Source organism: Mesorhizobium sp. M0626 (assembly GCF_040320665.1).
Classification (GTDB): Bacteria; Pseudomonadota; Alphaproteobacteria; order Rhizobiales; family Rhizobiaceae; genus Mesorhizobium.
On the sequence record NZ_JAMYQD010000001.1, the window covers coordinates 280,991 to 301,844 of the forward strand.

Annotated in this window: 28 protein-coding genes; 17 read left to right on the forward strand and 11 right to left on the reverse strand. The window is 62.6% G+C overall.

Features of this window, described 5'->3' with window-relative positions; all coding sequences use genetic code 11:
* Nucleotides 1-3: 3 nt before the first annotated feature.
* Nucleotides 4-258 (reverse strand): DUF2171 domain-containing protein, encoded by a 255-nt coding sequence (locus NKI37_RS01465; protein ID WP_023690182.1) that lies wholly within the window; start codon nucleotides 256-258, stop codon nucleotides 4-6.
* A gap of 137 nt (nucleotides 259-395) precedes the next feature.
* Here NKI37_RS01465 and NKI37_RS01470 point away from each other — a divergent pair, with 137 nt between their 5' ends.
* From NKI37_RS01470 to NKI37_RS01485, 5 genes are all read left to right on the forward strand, one after another.
* Complete coding sequence (locus NKI37_RS01470; RefSeq protein ID WP_023690183.1) at nucleotides 396-1,121, forward strand: DUF2259 domain-containing protein; 726 nt, start codon at nucleotides 396-398, stop codon at nucleotides 1,119-1,121.
* A gap of 101 nt (nucleotides 1,122-1,222) precedes the next feature.
* The gene (locus NKI37_RS01475; protein ID WP_245261354.1) at nucleotides 1,223-1,642 is read left to right on the forward strand and encodes a hypothetical protein; all 420 of its coding nucleotides are present in this window, start codon (nucleotides 1,223-1,225) and stop codon (nucleotides 1,640-1,642) included.
* 59 nt (nucleotides 1,643-1,701) lie between these two features.
* Complete coding sequence (gene purB, locus NKI37_RS01480) at nucleotides 1,702-3,003, forward strand: adenylosuccinate lyase (RefSeq protein WP_023690185.1); 1,302 nt, start codon at nucleotides 1,702-1,704, stop codon at nucleotides 3,001-3,003.
* Between the two features lie 8 nt (nucleotides 3,004-3,011).
* Nucleotides 3,012-3,146 carry a metallophosphoesterase family protein gene (locus tag NKI37_RS31905; RefSeq protein ID WP_502896328.1) on the forward strand — a complete coding sequence of 45 codons (135 nt, stop codon included), beginning with the start codon at nucleotides 3,012-3,014 and terminating at the stop codon, nucleotides 3,144-3,146.
* Nucleotides 3,147-3,185: 39 nt separating this feature from the next.
* Nucleotides 3,186-3,740 carry a metallophosphoesterase family protein gene (locus tag NKI37_RS01485; protein ID WP_502896327.1) on the forward strand — a complete coding sequence of 185 codons (555 nt, stop codon included), beginning with the start codon at nucleotides 3,186-3,188 and terminating at the stop codon, nucleotides 3,738-3,740.
* Between the two features lie 15 nt (nucleotides 3,741-3,755).
* On the opposite strand, the gene NKI37_RS01490 is transcribed toward NKI37_RS01485, so the two are convergent.
* Nucleotides 3,756-4,571: a VOC family protein gene (locus tag NKI37_RS01490; protein WP_023697576.1), complete on the reverse strand. Its 816-nt coding sequence runs from the start codon at nucleotides 4,569-4,571 to the stop codon at nucleotides 3,756-3,758.
* A gap of 193 nt (nucleotides 4,572-4,764) precedes the next feature.
* Between NKI37_RS01490 and NKI37_RS01495 the strand changes: the two genes are divergently transcribed.
* On the forward strand, nucleotides 4,765-5,319 hold the full coding sequence (locus tag NKI37_RS01495; RefSeq protein ID WP_023690188.1) for an RBBP9/YdeN family alpha/beta hydrolase: 555 nt from the start codon (nucleotides 4,765-4,767) through the stop codon (nucleotides 5,317-5,319).
* Nucleotides 5,320-5,338: 19 nt separating this feature from the next.
* Here the strand turns inward: NKI37_RS01495 and NKI37_RS01500 are convergent, their stop codons facing one another.
* Nucleotides 5,339-6,112, reverse strand: coding sequence for an HpcH/HpaI aldolase family protein (locus NKI37_RS01500; protein ID WP_023715987.1), 774 nt, complete (start codon nucleotides 6,110-6,112; stop codon nucleotides 5,339-5,341).
* Nucleotides 6,113-6,239: 127 nt separating this feature from the next.
* A complete protein-coding gene (locus NKI37_RS01505) occupies nucleotides 6,240-6,560 on the reverse strand; it encodes a DUF1476 domain-containing protein (protein WP_023834165.1) in 321 nt (106 codons plus the stop codon).
* 275 nt (nucleotides 6,561-6,835) lie between these two features.
* On the opposite strand from NKI37_RS01505, the gene purC reads away from it, so the two are divergent.
* From purC to NKI37_RS01530, 5 genes are all read left to right on the forward strand, one after another.
* The gene (purC, locus tag NKI37_RS01510; protein WP_013532127.1) at nucleotides 6,836-7,630 is read left to right on the forward strand and encodes a phosphoribosylaminoimidazolesuccinocarboxamide synthase; all 795 of its coding nucleotides are present in this window, start codon (nucleotides 6,836-6,838) and stop codon (nucleotides 7,628-7,630) included.
* 88 nt (nucleotides 7,631-7,718) lie between these two features.
* Nucleotides 7,719-7,961: a phosphoribosylformylglycinamidine synthase subunit PurS gene (gene purS / locus NKI37_RS01515; protein ID WP_023669092.1), complete on the forward strand. Its 243-nt coding sequence runs from the start codon at nucleotides 7,719-7,721 to the stop codon at nucleotides 7,959-7,961.
* 1 nt (nucleotide 7,962) lies between these two features.
* A complete protein-coding gene (gene purQ, locus NKI37_RS01520) occupies nucleotides 7,963-8,631 on the forward strand; it encodes a phosphoribosylformylglycinamidine synthase subunit PurQ (RefSeq protein ID WP_023724198.1) in 669 nt (222 codons plus the stop codon).
* A gap of 39 nt (nucleotides 8,632-8,670) precedes the next feature.
* The gene (locus NKI37_RS01525; protein ID WP_023669094.1) at nucleotides 8,671-9,081 is read left to right on the forward strand and encodes a hypothetical protein; all 411 of its coding nucleotides are present in this window, start codon (nucleotides 8,671-8,673) and stop codon (nucleotides 9,079-9,081) included.
* Between the two features lie 4 nt (nucleotides 9,082-9,085).
* On the forward strand, nucleotides 9,086-9,730 hold the full coding sequence (locus tag NKI37_RS01530) for a Pr6Pr family membrane protein (protein WP_023669095.1): 645 nt from the start codon (nucleotides 9,086-9,088) through the stop codon (nucleotides 9,728-9,730).
* A 15-nt stretch (nucleotides 9,731-9,745) separates the two neighbouring features.
* Here NKI37_RS01530 and NKI37_RS01535 read toward each other — a convergent pair whose 3' ends face one another.
* The gene (locus tag NKI37_RS01535; RefSeq protein WP_023706460.1) at nucleotides 9,746-9,985 is read right to left on the reverse strand and encodes a DUF1127 domain-containing protein; all 240 of its coding nucleotides are present in this window, start codon (nucleotides 9,983-9,985) and stop codon (nucleotides 9,746-9,748) included.
* A 93-nt stretch (nucleotides 9,986-10,078) separates the two neighbouring features.
* Here NKI37_RS01535 and NKI37_RS01540 point away from each other — a divergent pair, with 93 nt between their 5' ends.
* On the forward strand, nucleotides 10,079-11,491 hold the full coding sequence (locus NKI37_RS01540; protein ID WP_352788283.1) for an aminotransferase-like domain-containing protein: 1,413 nt from the start codon (nucleotides 10,079-10,081) through the stop codon (nucleotides 11,489-11,491).
* A 42-nt stretch (nucleotides 11,492-11,533) separates the two neighbouring features.
* Here the strand turns inward: NKI37_RS01540 and NKI37_RS01545 are convergent, their stop codons facing one another.
* Nucleotides 11,534-11,698: a hypothetical protein gene (locus NKI37_RS01545; RefSeq protein WP_023669098.1), complete on the reverse strand. Its 165-nt coding sequence runs from the start codon at nucleotides 11,696-11,698 to the stop codon at nucleotides 11,534-11,536.
* Nucleotides 11,699-11,887: 189 nt separating this feature from the next.
* On the opposite strand from NKI37_RS01545, the gene purL reads away from it, so the two are divergent.
* From purL to NKI37_RS01560, 3 genes are all read left to right on the forward strand, one after another.
* Nucleotides 11,888-14,119 (forward strand): phosphoribosylformylglycinamidine synthase subunit PurL, encoded by a 2,232-nt coding sequence (gene purL / locus NKI37_RS01550; protein ID WP_023829948.1) that lies wholly within the window; start codon nucleotides 11,888-11,890, stop codon nucleotides 14,117-14,119.
* Complete coding sequence (locus NKI37_RS01555; RefSeq protein WP_023669100.1) at nucleotides 14,116-14,640, forward strand: hypothetical protein; 525 nt, start codon at nucleotides 14,116-14,118, stop codon at nucleotides 14,638-14,640. The genes purL and NKI37_RS01555 overlap by 4 nt, the downstream gene beginning before the upstream one ends.
* A gap of 99 nt (nucleotides 14,641-14,739) precedes the next feature.
* Nucleotides 14,740-14,973, forward strand: coding sequence for a BolA/IbaG family iron-sulfur metabolism protein (locus tag NKI37_RS01560; RefSeq protein WP_010909092.1), 234 nt, complete (start codon nucleotides 14,740-14,742; stop codon nucleotides 14,971-14,973).
* 12 nt (nucleotides 14,974-14,985) lie between these two features.
* Here NKI37_RS01560 and NKI37_RS01565 read toward each other — a convergent pair whose 3' ends face one another.
* Nucleotides 14,986-15,795: a phosphodiester glycosidase family protein gene (locus tag NKI37_RS01565; RefSeq protein ID WP_023739391.1), complete on the reverse strand. Its 810-nt coding sequence runs from the start codon at nucleotides 15,793-15,795 to the stop codon at nucleotides 14,986-14,988.
* 160 nt (nucleotides 15,796-15,955) lie between these two features.
* On the opposite strand from NKI37_RS01565, the gene grxD reads away from it, so the two are divergent.
* Both grxD and NKI37_RS01575 read left to right on the forward strand, forming a co-directional pair.
* Nucleotides 15,956-16,291 (forward strand): Grx4 family monothiol glutaredoxin, encoded by a 336-nt coding sequence (gene grxD, locus NKI37_RS01570; protein ID WP_023669102.1) that lies wholly within the window; start codon nucleotides 15,956-15,958, stop codon nucleotides 16,289-16,291.
* 118 nt (nucleotides 16,292-16,409) lie between these two features.
* The gene (locus NKI37_RS01575; RefSeq protein WP_023684881.1) at nucleotides 16,410-17,678 is read left to right on the forward strand and encodes a multidrug effflux MFS transporter; all 1,269 of its coding nucleotides are present in this window, start codon (nucleotides 16,410-16,412) and stop codon (nucleotides 17,676-17,678) included.
* A gap of 63 nt (nucleotides 17,679-17,741) precedes the next feature.
* Here the strand turns inward: NKI37_RS01575 and NKI37_RS31910 are convergent, their stop codons facing one another.
* The 4 genes from NKI37_RS31910 to rpsD all read right to left on the reverse strand — a co-directional run bounded on the left by NKI37_RS31910 (nucleotide 17,742) and on the right by rpsD (nucleotide 20,666).
* Nucleotides 17,742-18,152, reverse strand: a complete 411-nt coding sequence (locus tag NKI37_RS31910; protein WP_023669104.1) for a UCP034077 family protein — start codon at nucleotides 18,150-18,152, stop codon at nucleotides 17,742-17,744.
* Nucleotides 18,153-18,237: 85 nt separating this feature from the next.
* Nucleotides 18,238-19,065, reverse strand: coding sequence for an inositol monophosphatase family protein (locus tag NKI37_RS01585; RefSeq protein WP_023684879.1), 828 nt, complete (start codon nucleotides 19,063-19,065; stop codon nucleotides 18,238-18,240).
* A complete protein-coding gene (ttcA, locus tag NKI37_RS01590; protein WP_352788278.1) occupies nucleotides 19,055-19,942 on the reverse strand; it encodes a tRNA 2-thiocytidine(32) synthetase TtcA in 888 nt (295 codons plus the stop codon). The genes NKI37_RS01585 and ttcA overlap by 11 nt, the downstream gene beginning before the upstream one ends.
* A 106-nt stretch (nucleotides 19,943-20,048) precedes the next feature.
* Complete coding sequence (gene rpsD / locus NKI37_RS01595; protein ID WP_023669107.1) at nucleotides 20,049-20,666, reverse strand: 30S ribosomal protein S4; 618 nt, start codon at nucleotides 20,664-20,666, stop codon at nucleotides 20,049-20,051.
* Between the last annotated feature and the right edge of the window lie 188 nt (nucleotides 20,667-20,854).

The window sequence follows — 20,854 nt, forward strand, 5'->3', positions numbered from 1 at the left end:
CAGTCAGGTCGGGTCGGACTCCTCTTCCTCGAAGCTGACCGCGACATCCGAATTCGCCGACAGCCAGACTTTCTGGCCCTCGACCTCGGCAAGCAGGCTCAAGGGAATGTAGTGGTGATGCCCCTGATGGGTGCCCTCGCCGCTGTCGGCCTTGGTCAACTTGATCCGCTCGCCATCGACCCTGTCGACGGTGCCGATGTGAACGCCGTCGGCGCCGACCACTTCCATATGCTCGCGAATCTTGCTGGCCTCAGTCATGGGGTGTTCTCCTTTTGAAAACGATCGACGATAACAAACAGAGGCGAAATTGGATGCATCGCCTTTCGAATAGCACGATGTTTTGACTGTCTCGTGATAGGGAACGATCGAACCACGGCAGGCGGAGCGGAACCCCGATGCGAAATCTCGTCCTGATTGGCGTTTGCCTGCTGGTCCATCTCGCATCCGCCATGGCCGCCCGAGCGGGCGATGTCGCCGAGCTTGAAATCCTCGGCTTCAGCAAGGATGGCAGCGTCTTCACCTTCGAGGAATATGGTGTGGCAGACGGTTCGGGCTTTCCCTATGCCAATCGCTACTACATCAACACCGCCGACGACACGTTCCTGAAGGGCACGCCAATCCGGGTCCGGCTGGAGGATGAGACCGCCTCGCTCGAGACGGCCCGTCAGCAAGCCAGGCAAAAAGGCGAAGCAATCATTGCCCAGGCCGAGCTTACCGCCAACCGCGGCATCACCGCCGGCTTCAACCCGGTGACCGAATTGTCGGCCGACCCGTTCCGCATGGTGGTCAACCCACGGCCGATCTTTTCGCCGGTCGACCCGCCGCTGGAATTCCGGCTGGACGAGATCGGCATGAATGACACCGAAAGCTGCCAGAGCCAGGGCGAGGTCAACGGTTTTCGCCTGCTGCGGATCGAGGCCAGGGATGGCGGCCGGACCCATCTGCTGCATGAGGATAAATCGATCCCGAAAAGCCGTGGCTGCCCCAACGGCTACAGGATCGGCGCGGTGCAGACGTTCTCGATGGACAGCATCAGCGCCTATGCGGTGCTGATCGCGGTGCGCCAATACGGCTTCGAAGGGCCGGATTTTCGCTGGATCGCCGTGACCGGACGCCTGTGACATCGCTCGATCAATCCAGTTGGCGCAAGCGCGCCGGAAATCGCGTCAGCCGCGCCGTACCATCGACGGGCACGGCGCTTGTCGGCGCCTTGCTGTGGGCGATGGCCATGGGCGCCAGCGCGCTGACCGGTCTTTGGCTCGACAATTGGGAGACCCCGGAAAAGATCCGCTTCGTCGCCCTGCTGTTTGCGACCGGCGCGGCATTGGCCTTTCCCGTCGGGTTGTTCGCGGCGCGGCTGGTCTCGCTCGACCGGCATTGGGAGGTGGCGTTCGCCGCCGCCTTCGTCTGCCTGCTTGCCACGACGCTCGCCTTCACCGGCGGGTTGTTTGCGCTGCAATACCGCTCCTACTATGCCGAATGGCACGCGGAGGCCTTCACCGCCCGGTGGGCGTTCGAACTGGTCTTCACCTCGCTGACGGCGCTCTACCAATTCGTGGTGCTGGGTATCAGGCTCTATTTTCCGCTCGGATTCATCGCGCTTGCCGCCGCCAGCGTGTGGTTTGCGCGCCAGCAGCGTTGAGCATTCGGTCCGCCTCTGTTAGGACGCGCACTTAACCACGGACACATCAGGACTGACGGATGATCCCTCGCTATTCCCGGCCGGAAATGGTCGCCATCTGGTCCCCGGAAACCCGCTTCCGCATCTGGTTCGAGATCGAGGCCCATGCCTGCGATGCGCTGGCCGAGCTCGGCGTCATTCCCAGGGAAGCCGCCAAAACCATCTGGGAAAAAGGCGGCGCCGCCCAATTCGACGTCGGCAAGATCGACGAGATCGAGGCCGTGACCAAGCACGACGTCATCGCCTTCCTCACCCATCTGGCCGAATTCGTCGGGCCGGATGCGCGTTTCATCCACCAGGGCATGACCTCATCGGATGTTCTCGACACCTGCCTTGCGGTGCAGCTCAGCCGCGCCAGCGATATCCTGCTGGCCGACCTCGACGGCCTGCTCGCCGCGCTGAAACGCCGGGCCTTCGAGCACAAGGACACCATCACCATCGGCCGCAGCCACGGCATTCATGCCGAGCCGACCACGTTCGGCGTCAAGCTGGCGCAGGCCTATGCCGAGTTCTCACGCTGCCGCGAGCGGCTGGTGCACGCGCGGGAGGATATTGCCACCTGCGCCATATCGGGCGCGATCGGCACCTTCGCCAACATCGATCCCTATGTCGAAGAACATGTGGCGAAAAAGCTTGGGCTGAAGCCGGAGCCGGTGTCGACGCAGGTCATCCCTCGCGACCGCCATGCCATGTTCTTTGCCACGCTCGGCGTCATCGCCTCGTCGGTCGAGCGGCTGGCGACTGAGATCCGCCATCTGCAGCGCACCGAGGTGCTGGAAGCGGAAGAGTATTTTTCGCCGGGCCAGAAGGGCTCGTCGGCAATGCCGCACAAGCGCAACCCGGTGCTGACCGAAAACCTCACCGGCCTTGCCCGCATGGTGCGCTCCATGGCGCTGCCGGCGATGGAGAATGTGGCGCTCTGGCACGAGCGCGACATTTCGCATTCCTCGGTCGAGCGCATGGTCGGCCCGGACGCCACGATAACACTCGATTTCGCGCTGTCGCGGTTGACCGGCGTCATCGACAAATTGCTGGTCTATCCCGACAACATGCTGAAGAACATGAACAAGTTCCGTGGCCTTGTGCATTCGCAGCGCGTGCTTTTGGCGCTGACGCAAGCCGGCGTCAGCCGCGAGGACGCCTACCGCCTGGTGCAGCGCAACGCCATGAAGGTATGGGAACATGGCGCTGATTTCCTTGAGGAATTGTTGGCCGACAAGGAAGTCACCGCAGCGCTGCCCGAAGCCGAGATCCGCGAGAAATTCGACCTGGGCTATCACACCAAGCATGTCGACACGATCTTCAAGCGGGTTTTCGGATAGGATCTTCCATGCGGCTGGCTGTCCTTTCCGACATCCATGGGAACCTGCGCGCGCTTGAGGCGGTTCATGCGCAGATCAAAGACGCTTCTCCCGACATAATCGTCAATCTGGGCGATTGTCTCTCCGGGCCGCTATGGCCTTAAGAAACCGCGCAATATCTGATTGCACAGAATTGGCCGACCGTGCGCGGCAATCACGACCGTGTGCTGGTCGAGCCGCCTGCTTCCGGGTTGGAAGACGTCGATGCTTTCACCCACCAATGCCTGTCCCAGGCGTCATTGACCTGGCTCTCGGCATTGCCGGTCACCCTGTCGCCTGCCCAGGACATCCTGCTTTGCCATGGCAGCCCCAGTGACGACGACGTGTTCCTGCTCGAGGAAGACGGAGGCAGCCACTTCCACCCGTCCAATGAAAAGCAGATCAGGCACAAGCTGGGCAGCGCCGGCGCCGGGCTGACCTTGTGCGGCCATACACATACGCCGCGCGTTGTGCGCTTGTCGGACAACCGGACAATCCTCAATCCCGGCAGCGTCGGCGTCCAGACATTCCCCGGCCTGACCGTGACCGGCAGTCCGCATGCCCGCTACGCCCTCGCTACGCGCAAGGACGGACAATGGTCGTTCAGCCATCACGTGGTCAATTATGACTGGACCGAAGCATCCGGCCGCGCCACGGCGACCGGATTCGACAACTGGGCGCACGGGCTGCTGACGGGCTACGCCGCCGGCTCGGTGTAGGACCCGAACCGCCGCTCAGCCTGCGGTGCCCGGCACGGTGCGGATAACCGTGCCCCACGGATCTTCACGGCTCGTTTCCTCGGTTGCCTTGTCCGAGCGCATCTCGACCCAGGCCAGCCCTGAGCGGGACGGATCGCGGCGCCCGGCGCCGGCGCTGTGCCACGAATTGCCACCGATATGATGGTGGTAGCCTCCCGACGACAGGAACACCGCCTGCCCTCCATACTTAGCGACCGTGTCGAAGCCAAATTCGTCGTGCCACCAGGCCTCGGCATCTTCCGGCCGGCCGACGCGCAGATGGACATGGCCGACAATGCTGTTTTGCGGCGCGCCCTGCCAGCCGGCGTCACCGGCCGGCACGCTGCCAACCACGGCAGCCAGGTTCAGCCGCTCGGTCGCCATGGCGATCTTGTCGCCGTTCCACTTCCACTCCTGCGGCAGACGGTCCCTATAGATTTCAATGCCGTTGCCTTCGGGGTCGGTCAGGTAGAGAGCCTCGCTGACCAGATGGTCGGAGGCGCCCTCGATGCGGATCTTGTTGGCGGCGGCGTGGTTTATCCAGCGGCCGAGATCGGCGCGGCTGGGCAGCAGGAAAGCGGTGTGGAACAGGCCGGCGCTGCGCGGATCGTCGGGCTTGGCCGCTGCGTCAGGCTCGATGACCAGCAGCGGGCGCTCGGCAGCGCCCAGCGTGATGGCGCCATCGGCGCGGCTCAATTCCTGCAGGCCGACAACAGCCCGGTAGTAATCGGCAAGTCCTTCGGCGTCGCGCGCCTTCAGGCCCACGCGTGACACGCTGACGGGGGTCGTCGCGGCAAAAGGCAGTTCGCTCATAAAACCTCCGTTCAGCGCATTATCCCAGGCCGCGCCACCAGTCTATTCTGTTGTCCATCTCTTCCTGCCTCAAATCGTCGATCCTGATCGTTCACACAAGATGGAAAGAATCGAACAGGTTGTTCACAATTGTGATGCACCGCATGCGTCAGCGCGGGTTGCACGAGACACGGCCGCTCGCTATCTCAGCGCCATGAAAGTCAAAGACGCAGATATTCTGATCGTGCCGGGCTACACCAATTCCGGCCCTGAACACTGGCAGACACGCTGGCAGTCGAAACTGTCGACAGCGCGTCGGGTCGAACAGGCGGAGTGGTCGAAGCCGGTGCGCGAGGACTGGACGACGAGCGTGGCGAACGCTGTCAACGAGGCCGAGCGGCCGGTGGTGATCGTTGCCCATTCCCTCGGTGTGGCGGCCGCGGTGCAGGCCATTCCGCAGTTCAGGAAGCCGGTCGCCGGCGCGTTTTTTGTCGCGCCGCCCGACGTCGCCAACCCGGAGATAAGGCCGCGTCACCTGATGACCTTTGGTCCCTATGCGCGCGAACCGCTGCCCTTCCCGTCCATCGTCATCGCCAGCCGCAACGATCCGTTCTGCGCCTTCGAGGTTGCCGAGGACATTGCCGCTGCCTGGGGTTCGCTGTTCATCGATGCCGGCGAAACCGGTCACCTCAATGAGGATGCCGGCTTCGGCCCGTGGCCGGAAGGGTCGATGACCTTCGCCAAGTTCCTGACCGACCTCAAGGCCTGACCGGGCAAGGCACCACGCCTCAGCCCTTGATCGAATCGTTCATGCTTTTGATGAGTGTCTTTGCGCCGAGCGAAATCAGCGCATGGTCCGAGCCCATCGCCAGCAGCCGGTAGCCCATCGCCACGACGCGGCCGGCAATCGCCGGCTCAACGACGTAGATCGCCGCATGCTTGCCCGCCTTGCGCGTCCGCTCGGCGATGGAGGCGACGGTTTCCATCATGCTTTCCAGCGTCGAATTGACGGTCGCGCCGTTCGACCATGCGATGGAGAAATCCGATGGGCCGAGGAAGATGCCGTCAATGCCCGGCGTGTCGAGGATGCCGTCCAGCGCATCGAGTGCGGCGCGCGTTTCGACCATGGCAAAGGCCATGGTGCGTTGATTGGTGTCGCGCAGCCATTCGGCGTGGTCGCCTTTGCCATGGCGCGGAAAAGCATAGGTCGGGCCCCAGGAGCGCTCGCCCATCGGCGGATATTTCATCGCCGCGGCAAAGAGTTTTGCATCGGCCACCGAATTCACCATCGGTGCAATCACCGCCTCGGCACCGAAATCGAGGGCGCGGCTGGCCATGTCGAAGCGGCCGACCGGAATGCGCACCAGCGCCGGCTTGTTGGCGGCCAGCACCGGCACCAGGCCGCGCAAGACCGAGTCTTCGTGGTGTCCGCCATGCTGCATATCCAGGGTGACGGCGTCAAAACCCTGCTTGGCGATGATTTCGACCGTCAAAGCGTCCGGAACGCCGGACCAGGCGGTGAACAGCGTTTCATCCGCCGCCAGGCGTGACTTCAGGGACATGGGTGCTTTCCTCGTTGGGTAGAGCCTTGTAACAGGCCTACGCACAGTTTCAGCCGGAAAAGGCTGAAAAGGCAAAGAAAAACCGCCCGGCTGGACCGGGCGGTCGATTGGTCCAGCGCTACTCGCTCTAGGTGTTCTTGATCTGCTCGATCGCCTGCGCCATCAGTTCGTCCATGGTGCGGCGGATCTGGTGATCCGTCTGGTCGACGCCGGCGGCGTCGAAATCCTTGCGGATCTTGCGGAATACGTCGTGATCGCCGGCTTCCTCGATGTCGGAAACCACAACTTCCTTGGCATAGGCGTCGGCGTCAGTGCCGGATTTGCCCAGCTTTTCGGCGGCCCACAGACCGAGCGCCTTGTTGCGGCGTGCGGAAGCCTTGAAGCGAAGTTCTTCGTCGAAGGCGAATTTGCGCTCAAAACCCTCTTCGCGGTCTTTCATGCTGCTCATGGCTTCCCTCCGATGAAATCGATTCGCGTTGGTGATGGATATGTGTGCTGCCGCAGCACAAACCAAAAGGGCGCGGGCCGGTCAATATGCTACATCGCTTGCTGCGCTGCGGCATTTCATTCCTGAAAGCGGTCGATGGAAAGGATTTGCCGATTGAGCAAACGCTGTGATTGGGATAGACCCGGCATTGAACCCCACCCGTCGCCGCACCAATTTAGGCAGACGGACAGGAACTGGTCGCTTGCCGCCTGCCCGCAAATCCAGAGAAAAATCAGATGAAAAATCGCCGCCGCATTTATGAAGGCAAGGCCAAGATCCTCTATGAGGGACCGGAACCGGGCACACTTATCCAGTTCTTCAAGGATGATGCGACCGCATTCAACAAGAAGAAACATGAGGTCATCGACGGCAAGGGTGTGCTCAACAACCGCATTTCCGAGTACATCTTCAACCATCTGAACCGCATGGGCATTCCGACCCACTTCATCCGCCGGCTCAACATGCGCGAGCAGTTGATCAAGGAAGTCGAGATCATTCCGCTCGAAGTGGTGGTGCGCAATGTCGCCGCCGGCTCGCTGTCCAAGCGCCTCGGCATCGAGGAAGGCACCGTTCTGCCGCGCTCGATCATCGAATTCTATTATAAGGCCGATGCGCTCGACGATCCGATGGTGTCGGAAGAGCACATCACCGCTTTCGGCTGGGCAAGCCCGCAGGAGATCGACGACGTCATGGCGCTGGCCATCCGCGTCAACGACTTCCTCTCCGGCCTGTTCATGGGTGTCGGCATCCAGCTCGTGGATTTCAAGATCGAATGCGGCCGCCTGTTCGAGGGCGACATGATGCGCATCGTCGTTGCCGACGAGATCTCGCCGGATTCGTGCCGGCTGTGGGACGTGGCAACGCAGGACAAGCTCGACAAGGACCGTTTCCGCCGCGATATGGGCGGCCTCGTCGAAGCCTATCAGGAAGTTGCCCGCCGCCTCGGCATCATGAACGAGAACGAGCCGCCGCGCCCGACCGGCCCGGTGCTCGTCGCCTCGACCGATGGCCTCAAAGGCAAGCCGCACTAAGTCTTCATTTCTTGACGCGATTCCGGACGAAAAACCGCTTCAGACTTTTCCTGGAATTGCTAAGTCTTCGAACAGGAACCTGTCCAGCATGATCAAGGCCCGCATCACCGTCACCCTCAAGAACGGCGTGCTCGACCCGCAGGGAAAAGCCATAGAGCACGCTCTGTCCGGACTGGGGTTCGGCGGCGTCGGCCAGGTGCGGCAGGGCAAGGTCTTCGACCTCGAGCTCTCAGAGACCGACAAGGCCAAGGCCGAAGCCGATCTGAAAGCCATGTGCGACAAGCTGCTGGCGAACACAGTGATCGAGAATTACGCGGTGGAGATCGCTTGATATGAAATCAGCTGTCGTTCTTCTCCCCGGCCTCAACCGCGACCGCGACATGATTGCGGCGCTGACCAAGATTTCCGGGCAGGCGCCGGCGACCGTCTGGCAGACCGACACCGAAATCCCTGATGTGGACCTGATCGCCATTCCCGGCGGCTTCTCGTTCGGCGACTATCTGCGTTGCGGCGCCATTGCCGCGCGCATGCCGGTCATGCGGGCGGTGGCGGAAAAGGCGGCCAAGGGCGTCATGGTCATCGGCGTCTGCAACGGGTTCCAGATTCTGGTGGAAGCCGGCCTTTTGCCTGGCGCGCTGATGCGCAATGCCTCGCTGAAATTCGTCTGCCGAGAGGTGAAGCTCGAAATCGCCAACGCCAACACCATGTTCACCCGCCGCTATCAGCCGGGCCAAATCATCCGCACGCCGGTTGCGCATCATGACGGCAATTATTTCGCCGATACCGACACGCTTGCGCGCCTCGAAGGCGAAGGACAGGTGGTGTTTCGCTATGCCGAGGGCAGCAATCCCAATGGCTCGATGAACGACATTGCCGGTATCGTCAGCGAGAAGGGCAATGTGCTCGGCCTGATGCCGCATCCGGAAAACCTGATCGAGGCCGCGCATGGCGGCAGTGACGGCCGGGCGCTGTTCGAAGGCGCACTCGGCATCGCCGCCTGATATCTCTTCGAACCTTTCAAAACGCGGGGGCGGTTGACCATGAGACTGACGATTGTTCGCCTAGGTCCCCTGGCTGCTGCCGGCTTGGCGTTGGCGTCCTGCCAGTCCAGCCCGAAGAGCGCGCCGGTCCCCACGGGCAAGAGCGCTTCGCTGCTGGCCATGGAACAGGTAGCGATATCGGCCCACAAATGCTGGATCGCCAGCAAGGATCCCGCCTTCAAATCCTATCAGATGGCCAATGAGCTGAATTCGTTCAGCGGCACGCCCCGCTTCCTGCTGGTGCCGGCCAAGCATTATGGCGGCAAGCCGCTGCTGGTCGTCCAGGCGCAAGGCAATTCCAGCCGCGTCGACGTGTTCGGTCCGCTGATGGACGATCCGCTCGGCGCGCGCATCGGATCCGACATTGCGCGCTGGCAAACGGGCAACCCCTCCTGCAACGCGGCCGCCTGACGCCATGGGCCGCTTCCTGCAGTTTGCGGGATTGATCATCGGTCTGGCCGGGCTTGTCCTGCAAGCGTGCATCACCATCCCGGCATCGATGGAAGCCGGCCGCAGTTTTCTCGGCTCCATCGTCTTTCTGTTCAGCTTCTTCACCATCCTGACCAACATCGGTGCAGTGCTGGTCCATGTCTCGCTGCTGTCGCCTTCGGGCTACGCCTGGCTGCCGGCCTTTGCCGGGCCGCGGATGCGGGCGGGCGTGGCGGCTTCCATCGCCCTGGTCTTCATCGTCTACGCGACAGTTCTGGCGCAGCTCTGGCAGCCGCAGGGGCTGTTCCTGCTCTGTGACGTGCTGCTGCACTATGTGACGCCGGTGCTGTTCGTGCTGTGGTGGCTTGTTGCAGGCGCTGACGGCAGGACACGCTGGAGCGACATTTCGTGGTGGATGGCCTTTCCGATCGCCTATCTCGCCTATGCGCTGGCGCGCGCACCGATCGCAGGCGAAGTGCCCTACCCGTTCCTCGACGTTGCGAAAAACGGCGCGGCCAGCGTCGCCCTTGCGGCGCTGGCCGTCACCGGTGTTTTCCTGGTGCTGTGCATCCTCGCCGTGCTTGCCGATAGGGGCGTCTCACGCCTCAGGGCTCCGCGCACCCGTCGTTGACGAACCGGCTCCGGGTCAGTCCCAGAGCCGTCGGATTCCTTCACGGTAGGCGTCGCCACGCGAAACACCGATATCCCTGAGCTGCTCGTCGGTCATTTCCAGCAAGGCCAGGCGGCCGCGACGGCGCTCGATCAACGCTTCGATCCATCGCGCCAGCGATCTGACCACATGCACGATCCGGCCGACAAAGCCTCGCCGGCTGGACGGCCCGACCAATTCAATGCCCGCGCAGCGGATTGTCTCGATTGTATCCATTGTTTTTCTGCCAACCTTGCAAATTGTACCCATCTTGGTACGGTTCTGATATGCATTGACACCCGATCTGGTGCAATATACAGAATTGTCACCATGACAAATTGGCTCCCTGACCTCACCATCGGTTCCGGCCCGCTTTACCAGCGCCTTGCCGACAGCATCGAGTCGGACATCGACAAGGGCGTCATCGATGCCGGGGCAAAATTGCCGCCGCAGCGCGATCTCGCCTATGACATCGGCACGACGGTCGGCACGATCGGCCGGGCCTATCAGCTGCTGCGCGAACGCGGGCTGGTGAGCGGCGAAGTCGGACGCGGGACCTATGTGCTGGCGCAGCAATCGGAAGCGGCGTCACCCGAATTCGCCGAGCCGGCCGTGCAAGGCACGCGCTATGTCGATGCACCGCCCGGCAAGCTGCGTTTCGACAGCACTGCCGCGCCCGACATCGGCCAGGGCGCCATTGTCGCTGACATGCTCTCGCGCACGGTGCAGGATCACCCGCACGAGATTTCGAGCTACACCAGGGATTTTCCGGAGCGCTGGTTCGAGGCCGGCGCCCGCTGGCTGTCGCGCAATTCGTTCCGTCCGGCGGCCGACACCATCGTTCCCACGCTTGGCACACATGCCGCGGTGATGGCGGCGATTTCGGCACTGACCACACCGGGCGACTATGTCGCCTTCGAGCACCTCACCTATTCGCAGATCGCCCGCAGCGCCGGGCTGATCGGGCGGCGCATAGCACTGGTGGCATCGGACGAAGAAGGCCTCGATCCCGAGGATTTCGAACGCGTCTGCGCGCAAAAGCACCCGAAGATGATCTTCCTGATGCCGACGGTGCAGAACCCGACGCTGGCGATCCTGTCGGTTTCGCGCCGCGAGGCGATCGCTCGTGTCGCGCGCGCGTACAATGTCATCGTCATCGAGGACGATCTCTATGGCGGCCTGACCGAAGATCCGACGCCGCTCATCGCCGAATATGCACCCGAGCGCACCATTGTCGCCGGCGGTCTGTCGAAATCGGTCGCGGCAGGTGTTCGCGGCGGCTGGCTCTCCTGCCCGCCCGCCTATCGCCATCGCATCCGCGTCGCCCACAAGATGATGACCGGCGGGATGCCGTTCCTGCTGGCGGAGGTGAATGCGCGGCTGGTGCTGTCTGGGCAGGCTGGCGATATCCGCAAACGCAGCATTGCCGAAATTGCCGCCCGCATCGCCATCGTGCGCGAGACACTGGCGGGTTTCGCCTTCAAGTCACACGGCAGCGTGCCCTTCGTCTGGCTGACGCTGCCCGATCCCTGGCTGTCCGGCACGTTCAGGAGCGCATGCCTCGAAAATGGCGTGCTCCTCGACGACGAGGACGAGTTCAAGGCGGGGCGTTCCGAGCAGGTTTTTCACGGCGTGCGTTTCGGCGTCTCGCAGCCAAGGCGGCGCGAGGACATCACCGGCGGCGTCGCGGTGATCCGGCGGCTGCTGGAGGAAGGCCGCGCCGGCTACGACAGTTCGTCCTGAATCGTTGGCGCCAAACCGTGCCCCTGCGTACCGATCTCAGGTTCAGCCTTCTGCCTTGAAGTTTTTGGCTTCCTTCGCGCCCTTGTCCTTGCCGTGCTTCTCGGCCAGGTCCTTGGCTTGCTTGGGCGAAACGTCGGTGGTCTCGGCAATATGCATGGCCTCCTTGTCGGAGAGGCGATTGTCTTTCTTGCCTTGCTTGGTGGCCATGTCGAAATCTCCTGGTTGGTTTGAGGCCTAACGGCCGGGATGCCATAGCGTTCCCCAGCGGCTCCCCGCTACCATCGTCGCCCTGTGGTTTTCCGGCGTTTTTCGTCATCCAATGGGGTGTATCACGCCAAAGCTTGCGATATGAGGGGGACTCAAATTCCCCTCTCCCATGGACATCAATCGCCGCCCATGACCATTTCCAATTCCGTGCCGATCACCCCGGAACTCATCGCCGCGCATGGGCTGAAGCCCGACGAATACCAGCGCATCCTCGACCTGGTCGGGCGCGAACCGAGCTTTACCGAACTCGGCATCTTCTCGGCGATGTGGAATGAGCACTGCTCCTACAAATCCTCGAAGAAATGGCTGCGCACGCTGCCGACCACCGGGCCGCAGGTCATCCAGGGTCCGGGCGAGAACGCCGGCGTGGTCGATATCGGCGACGGCGACTGCGTCGTCTTCAAGATGGAGAGCCACAACCATCCCTCCTACATCGAGCCCTACCAGGGTGCGGCGACCGGCGTCGGCGGCATATTGCGCGACGTCTTCACCATGGGCGCGCGGCCGATTGCGGCGATGAACGCTTTGCGCTTCGGCGCACCGGACCATCCCAAGACCAGGCACCTGGTCAGCGGCGTGGTTTCCGGCGTCGGAGGATACGGCAACGCCTTTGGCGTGCCGACCGTCGGCGGCGAGGTCAATTTCGACGCCCGCTACAACGGCAACATCCTGGTCAACGCCTTTGCCGCCGGCCTCGCCAAGACAGATGCGATCTTCCTGTCGGAAGCCAAGGGCGTCGGCCTGCCGGTCGTCTATCTCGGCGCCAAGACCGGCCGCGACGGCGTCGGCGGCGCCACGATGGCCTCGGCCGAGTTCGACGACAAGATCGACGAGAAGCGCCCGACCGTGCAGGTCGGCGATCCCTTCACGGAAAAATGCCTGCTCGAAGCCTGCCTTGAGCTGATGGCGTCCGGCGCCGTCATCGCCATCCAGGACATGGGTGCGGCCGGCCTCACCTGTTCGGCGGTCGAGATGGGTGCCAAGGGCGACCTCGGCATCGAGCTTCACCTCGACCAGGTGCCGGTGCGCGAAGAGCGCATGAGCGCCTATGAGATGATGCTGTCGGAGAGCCAGGAGCGCATGCTGATGGTGCTGCGCCCCGAGAAGGAAAAGGAAGCCGAGGCGATCTTCCACAAATGGGGCCTCGACTTCGCCATTGTCGGCAAGACCACCGACGATCTGCGCTTCCGCGTCATTCACCAGGGCGACGAGGTCGCCAACCTGCCGATCAAGGACCTTGGCGACAAGGCGCCGGAATACGACCGCCCCTGGGTCGAGCCGAAGAAACCTGCGGCGCTTGCCGCCGGCGATGCGCCGAAGGCCGATGTCGCCGACGCGCTGCTGAAACTGCTCGGCGGGCCGGACCTGTCGTCGCGGCGATGGGTGTGGGAGCAATACGACACGCTGATCCAGGGCAATTCGCTGCAGCTTCCGGGCGGCGACGCCGGCGTGGTGCGCGTCGAAGGCCATCCGACCAAGGCGCTCGCCTTCTCCTCCGACGTGACGCCGCGCTATTGCGAGGCCGACCCGTATGAAGGCGGCAAGCAGGCGGTGGCCGAATGCTGGCGCAACCTTACCGCCACCGGCGCGCTGCCGCTGGCGGCGACGGACAACCTCAATTTCGGCAATCCGGAACGGCCCGAGATCATGGGCCAACTGGTCGGCGCGGTGAAAGGCATTGGCGATGCCTGCCGCGCGCTCGGCTTCCCGATCGTGTCGGGCAATGTCTCGCTCTACAATGAAACCAACGGCCAGGGCATCCTGCCGACGCCGACCATCGGCGGCGTCGGGCTGATTGCCGACTGGTCGAAGATGACCCGTATCGGCTTTGCCGCCGAGGGCCAGATGATCCTGCTGGTCGGCGCACCCGCAAGCTGGGGCAGCCATCTCGGCCAGTCCGCCTATTTCAGGGACATCCATGGCCGTACCGACGGGCCGCCGCCATCCGTCGACCTCGCCCATGAAAAGCGCGTCGGCGACCACGTGCGCGCGCTGATCGCGTCGGGTGTCGTCACCGCGGCGCATGACCTTTCCGATGGCGGCCTTGCGGTGGCCCTGGCCGAGATGGCGACGGCGTCCGGCATCGGCGCCACAATTCCGGGGCTCGCCGGCACCGACCCGATCCCGGTCTGGTTCGGCGAAGACCAGGGCCGCTACCTCCTGACGCTGTCCGTCGATCCGCAGAGCAAGGAATGGGACGCCATCCGCGAGGAACAGAGCAGGCTCGGCATCTTTGCGCCATGGATCGGCTCGACCGGTGGAAACGAACTGAAGCTCGGCGATGCCAGGGCGATCCCGGTCAGCGAATTGACCGCCGCCCACGAAGGCTGGTTCCCGAACTTCATGGACAAGTCCATTTGACCAGCCTGGCAGCCCGGACGCTGATCGCAGTCGTCTTCTGGCCGTCGCTGTTCTTCTTCTGGTTCCTCGGGCCGTTCGTCTTTTTCCTGCTGTCGACGACCTCGAGCGAGGTCTGTCCGCTGCTGGAAAGGCGTGACCAGTTCATTGAGGCGGCCAATGGCACACTGCAGATGCTGGCCTTGCAAAGTCTGATCTATGCGATCCCCATCGTCTGCCTGGTGCTGTGGAGCCGCCTTTTGCCGAACCCGGCGCGCGCAAGGCATGTCGCCACCTGCATCAAGCTCTTTGCCATTGCGGTCATTACCGGCGCGCTGTGGGAATACGGGTCATCGCTGATCTGCGACGGCTATGGCCAACCATTCTTTTCGCCCTTGTGGCAGATGACCAGCTATCTCCCGATTATCAACCTGGCGCTCAACATCCCGCTCTATGTCCTGGTGTTCAGCCTTGGCCGGGGGTTCTCGACCCGCGACGACATTACCGAAGATGGTGTGGTTCACCCGCGGCAGGATGGCCCTTAGACACTGCGTCGCCGACAGAACGGCTTCAACCCGGACCAGAAAGGCTTTAGGCTGCCGTCCGAGTCACTCGTGCCTAGCCGCCCAGAACAGGATTTTGCCATGGCAATGGATGCCCACGACATCGAAAAACTGATCAAGGACGGCATTCCGGACGCCAAGGTGACGATCCGCGACCTCGCCGGTGACGGCGATCACTATGCAGCCGAAGTGGTGGCCGAAAGCTTCCGCGGAAAGAGCCGCGTCCAGCAGCACCAAATGGTCTATGATGCGCTGAAGGGCAATATGGGCGGCGTGCTGCACGCGCTGGCCCTGCAGACCAGCGTGCCGGACTGAAGCCAGACTGGCCTAGCGCGTCGGCGGCTGGCTTGCCAACACGGCAATGATCGGCCCTGCCGGATATCTTCCGCCGACAATCATCCTGTCGCCATCCGACAGCGCGGAGACCGCGCCGTCGAGGAACAGCGCGTTGCGGCATTGTAGCGCGTCGCGAAACAGCCGCGCAAAGCTGCCGAAACTTACCTCAGACCGCGAGATCGCCAGCAAAACGGTGTTTTCATCGCGCACGCCGACGCCGTTGCGGACGTAGCGCGAGGTTCCGTTCGGCTCGAAGCGTGGATGAATCTGGCCATCGATCACCAGCATCGGGCCCGACTGCGTGGCGAAGGCGACATCGGGTTTGGCGGCGGCATAGGCGTTGCTTTCCATGACAGCCGCCTTGCCGTCCTTGCCGACCAGAAAGACGCCGTTCGGCTTCAGGAAGAAATTACCTTCGCTATCGGCAAGGTTGAGCGGCGACTTTTCGCTGCCGTTCTCGACCAGCAGGCCGACCGGCGACAAATCCTCGTGATACATGCCGCCATTCATGGCGAGCAGCACCGGCCTCCCCTCGCCCGCAACCGCCTTGTCGAAGGCTTCGAGCGAACCAAAAGGCTTGCCATCGGCGCCGGCGTGGAAAACACCGATGCTGTCGGCGCGAAGATCGATCTCGCAGACGACATAGGTCACCGCCTCGAAGGCGACATTCCGGCAAGGCGCGGGCAGGTCACCGCCAATGACCAGCGGCGGCGGCTCCGGGCGTCTCGGCCACCACACAACGGCAATCGCCGCCAGCAGGATGGCGATCGGAAGGGCGGCGCCATATCGTCTTCTCATCATGTTCCGAAGGCTGCAATCGGGTCGGATGCTTGGCCCAAGACAGGCGATCCTTTGCGCCATTTCCGCGACGGCGGCGCAAACATCTTGTTTCGGCCCATCTATGGGTTTATTTGATGGCTATGCTTCGAGCCTGACTCCCACAGGCGTGAAAGGATATCTCATGAGCGGCATCAACGACTACATCGACAGCGAAGTGAAGGGCAACGACGTCGTCCTTTTCATGAAGGGCACGCCCGGTTTTCCGCAGTGCGGCTTTTCCGGCCAGGTCGTCCAGATCCTCGATTACATCGGAGCCGACTATAAGGGCGTCGACGTGCTGACCTCGGCCGAACTGCGCCAAGGCATCAAGGAATATTCGAACTGGCCGACGATCCCGCAGCTTTACGTCAAGGGCGAATTCGTCGGCGGCTGCGACATCATCCGCGAAATGTTCCAGGCGGGCGAGCTGCAGACGTTGCTCGTCGACAAGGGCGTCAGCGTCAAAGCGACAGCCTGATTCTGAGTTGAGACGGGGCAGCCCCGCCCCGGCAAAATGTTACCTCCCCCTATCGGAGTGAGGACGAAGTTATGCGCCGGCATGCCGGCGCATATTCGTTTTGAAGATCGGACCCGCCGTGGACCAGCCAGCAAAAGCGCCGCAACAGGCACGCAAATTGCCTATTCCGCGCTGGGAATTCATCGCGCTGTGCGCGGCACTGATGGCGTTGAACTCGCTGGCCATCGACATCATGCTGCCGGCACTGCAGCAAATCGGCGCCACGCTTGGCGTTGAGAATGAAAACCACCGCCAGTATGTGATCACCGCCTATATATTGGGCTTCGGTGGCGGACAGCTTTTCTTCGGACCGATCTCGGACCGGTTCGGGCGCCGCGCGCCGCTCGTTGCCGGGCTGGCGATTTATGTCGTGGCGGCGGCAGCTGCCGCCATCGCCCCGTCATTCGCCGTCCTACTGCTGTGCCGGCTGGTGCAAGGCATCGGTGCGGCGGCGACCCGCGTCATCGCCGTCTCGATCGTGCGCGACACGTTCGACGGTCGGCGCATGGCCGAGGTGATGTCTCTGATCTTCATGGTGTTCATGGCCATCCCGGTGATCGCGCCTGGGATCGGCCAGTTCATCATGCTGTTCGCAACATGGCACTGGATCTTCGTCACCATGGCCGTCGGAGCGCTGATCGTGTCGGCGTGGTCGCTGCTGCGGCTGCCGGAGACGCTGCATCCGGAGTACCGCCGGCCGCTGACAGTCTCATCCGTCGTCGGTGGTTTCCGCATCGTGCTCACCAACCGCATGGCGCTTTGCTACGCCTTTGCCAGCACCTTCATTTTCGCCGCCATGTTCGGCTTCATCGCCTCCGCACAGCAGATCTATGTCGACATTTTTCATGTCGGCGAATTGTTTCCTGTCATCTTCGCGGGTGTCGCCGGCGTTCTCGCTTTTTCGAACTACCTCAACTCGCGCCTGGTCGGCCGCATCGGCATGCGCCGCCTGTCGCAGAGCGCACTGCTGTTGTTCCTGGTGATCAGCCTTGCCTGGCTCACCGTTTCGCTTCAAATGAAGATGCCACTCTGGCTGTTCATCACCTTCTTCGCCAGCGCGATGCTCCCGTTCGGCGCGCTCGGCGCCAATTTCAACGCGCTCGCGATGGAGCCGCTCGGCCAACTGGCGGGCACCGCGTCGTCCATCCTGGGCTTCATGCAGACTTTTCTCGGCGGCATCCTCGGCACGCTGATCGGCCAGGCCTTCAACGGCACGGTGACGCCGCTTGCCGCCGGCTTCTGCAGCGTCTCGGTCGCGGCCCTGCTGATGATCCTGATCGCCGAGCGCGGCAAGATGTTCCAGCCGCACAACCCACCCATTTCAGGGCACGTCACCGACCTGCATTGAGCAACTGTTCTGCGCTACGAGTTTTATTTGTCTCAGACCGCAGCCACCTTCAAGCGACGCGTTTCAGGATGCGCCGCCAATCACTGCCGTGAAACGAGGGAACAGCGGGCGCCCTGCGATGGCGCCACCCATGCTGTCCGAAAGAGGCATCGGCAGAGCCTTGTCGAGAGCTTCGAGCACGGATGACACAAAGACCCGGTTGAGCGAGGCATCATCTCCCATATGGGAGAAAGTGGCGCGCGGTTTGCCCATCAGCGTGCCGTTTTTGCGAATTGAGAAACTCAGCGTCAGGGTCATGCCAGCACTTCCAGGCGGCGGCTGCCAACAGGCAAAGATCGCGGAAAACATCTCGTCTATGGTATCGACGGGATCGCGACTGCCGCACGCGCGTTCCTGCGATCTTGCCTCAGTGGCGCCAGCGGCGGCCAAGGCAAGTGCAAGCGCCGTTGCAACAATTGCGGACCGATGTTTCATTTCGCAGCTTCCGACTTCGCGAGAGATTGGACACTATAACAGAGCCAATATACTTGACGAAAGCCTCTACCAGCAGTTGGACCGATTATTGCGCCCAGAGTTCCCTGCGCAACTCCTGCCAGCTTTCCTTGTCCGGGGCGACAAGAATGCCGCCGTCGATATGCGAGGGCAGATAGGCGCTGCCGTCGATCCGCGCGGTGTAGCCGCCGGCCTCGGCGTGGATCAGCACACCGACCAGATGGTCCCACGGCATCAGTTTGTTGTAGACGACGAAATGGGCATGGCCGCTGGCCAGAAGACGGTATTCATGTGCCGCGCAGCGATAGCCGAACTGCGATAGGGTCTTGGTCTGGTTGCGCGCCAAGAGCGAGCGTTGCGGTTCCGCCAGATATTGCCAGGAGACGGAGCCGGTCATCTGCGAGATCGGCACGGCATCGGCGACATGCACCGTCTCCAGCGCGCCATGCGCATGGCGGATATGGCTGCCGGCGCCCTTGGCGCCGATCAGCCAGTCCCGGCCTACGGGGTCATGGATGATACCGGCGACGGTTTCGCCCTTGACGACGACGCTCAGCATGACGCCGAAGAGCGGCACGCCGGAGGCGAAGTTGAAGGTGCCGTCGACCGGGTCGACGACGAAGGCGAGGTCGGCATCACCGAGCCCCTGAAGCAGCGCCGGATTGTCGGAACAGGCTTCCTCGCCGACGATCATCGCCGTGGGATAGCGCTCGCGCAGCCTGGCCGTGATCAGCCGCTCGGCGTTGATGTCGGCCTCGGTCACCAGATCGGCGGCCGAGGTCTTCTGCCTGATGTCGCCCTCACCCAGCCGGCGGAAGCGCGGCATGATTTCGGCCCTGGCTGCATCGGCGAGAAGCTCGGCCAGCCAGTCGATCGCTTGGTCGTCAAATATCATCGGAAATGTCTTGTCCTGTGCTGAGGCTGCCATTGAGGGCGGCAAAGTCGAACAGCTTTCTGTCGAGCAGATGCGAGGGCCTGGTGTTGGACAGCGCGCGCAGCATCGTGTCCTTGCGGCCCGGCATGCGCTTTTCCATGTCGTCCAGCATCGCCTTCATGGCGTTGCGCTGCAGGCCTTCCTGGCTGCCGCAGAGATCGCAGGGAATGATCGGGAATTTCATCGCGGCGGCGAATTTCTCCAGATCGACCTCGGCGCAGTAACTCAGCGGCCGCAGCACCATGACGTCGCCGTCGTCATTGAGCAGCTTTGGCGGCATGGCGGCAAGGCGGCCGCCATGAAATAGATTCATGAAGAAGGTTTCGAGAATGTCCTCGCGGTGGTGGCCGAGGACCAGCGCCGAACAGCCCTCCTCGCGCGCGATGCGATAGAGATGGCCGCGCCGCAGCCGCGAGCACAGCGAACAGTAGGTGCTGCCCTGAGGCAGCTTGTCGGTGACCACCGAATAGGTGTCCTGATACTCGATGCGATGGGGAATGCGATGCGCATCGAGGTAATCGGGCAAAATGTGCTTCGGGAAATTCGGCTGGCCCTGGTCGAGATTGCAGGCCAGCAGCTCGACCGGCAGCAGCCCGCGCCATTTGAGATCGAGCAGCACGGCCAGCAGGCCGTAGGAATCCTTGCCGCCGGACAAGGCCACCAGCCAGCGGTCGCCGGGCCTCGCCATGGCGAAATCGTCGATCGCCTGGCGGGTCAACCGCAACAGCCGCTTACGCAGTTTGTTGAACTCGACCGAAGACGGCACGTCGGCAAACAGCGGGTGGAAGCCGCCTTCAGCAATCGGTTCAACTGTTTCGATGTCTGCCAGCATGTTCATGGCTTGTCGCTTTCCATAGCCGAGAGTGCCGGATTAGCGGACATGGCCGACAAAGAAAAGGCCGCCTCGACGGGCGGCCCTTTCCGGTATCGCAGAAAGCGATCGCTTAGCGCGAATAGAATTCGACGACCAGGTTCGGCTCCATCTGCACGGCGAACGGTACGTCGGCCAGGCCGGGGATGCGCGAGAAGGTCGCGACCATCTTGTTGTGATCGACTTCGATATAGTCCGGCACGTCGCGCTCGGCGAGGCCGACCGCTTCCAGCACGATGACCAGCTGCTTCGACTTTTCGCGCACTTCGACGACGTCGCCCGGCTTGCAACGGTACGAGCCGATGTTGACGCGCTTGCCGTTGACGTTGACGTGGCCGTGGTTGACGAACTGGCGAGCCGCGAAAATGGTGGGCACGAACTTGGAGCGGTAGACGACCGCGTCGAGACGCGACTCGAGCAGGCCGATCAGGTTCTCGGAGGTGTCGCCCTTGCGGCGATCAGCCTCTTCATAGACTTTGCGGAACTGCTTTTCGGAGACATCACCATAGTGACCCTTCAGCTTCTGCTTGGCGCGCAGCTGCAGGCCGAAATCGGAAAGCTTGCCCTTGCGGCGCTGGCCGTGCTGGCCGGGGCCGTATTCACGCTTGTTGACCGGGGACTTCGGGCGGCCCCAGATGTTTTCGCCGAGACGGCGGTCGATCTTGTACTTCGCGGATTCGCGCTTGCTCATCGCATTCCCTTTCAAAACAAACCACCCGGAACCTCATGGTCCGGGTGAAGGAAACGCGCCCTCCTCTGGCCTCCGTTTTCGAGGCCTGACAGGGTTTTCCCACGCAACGCGGCGGAAAACCCACGGGACACGTCAGTCTAGACAAAACCCAGGAAACGATAAACCTGCTTTCCCGGGCTTGCCATGCA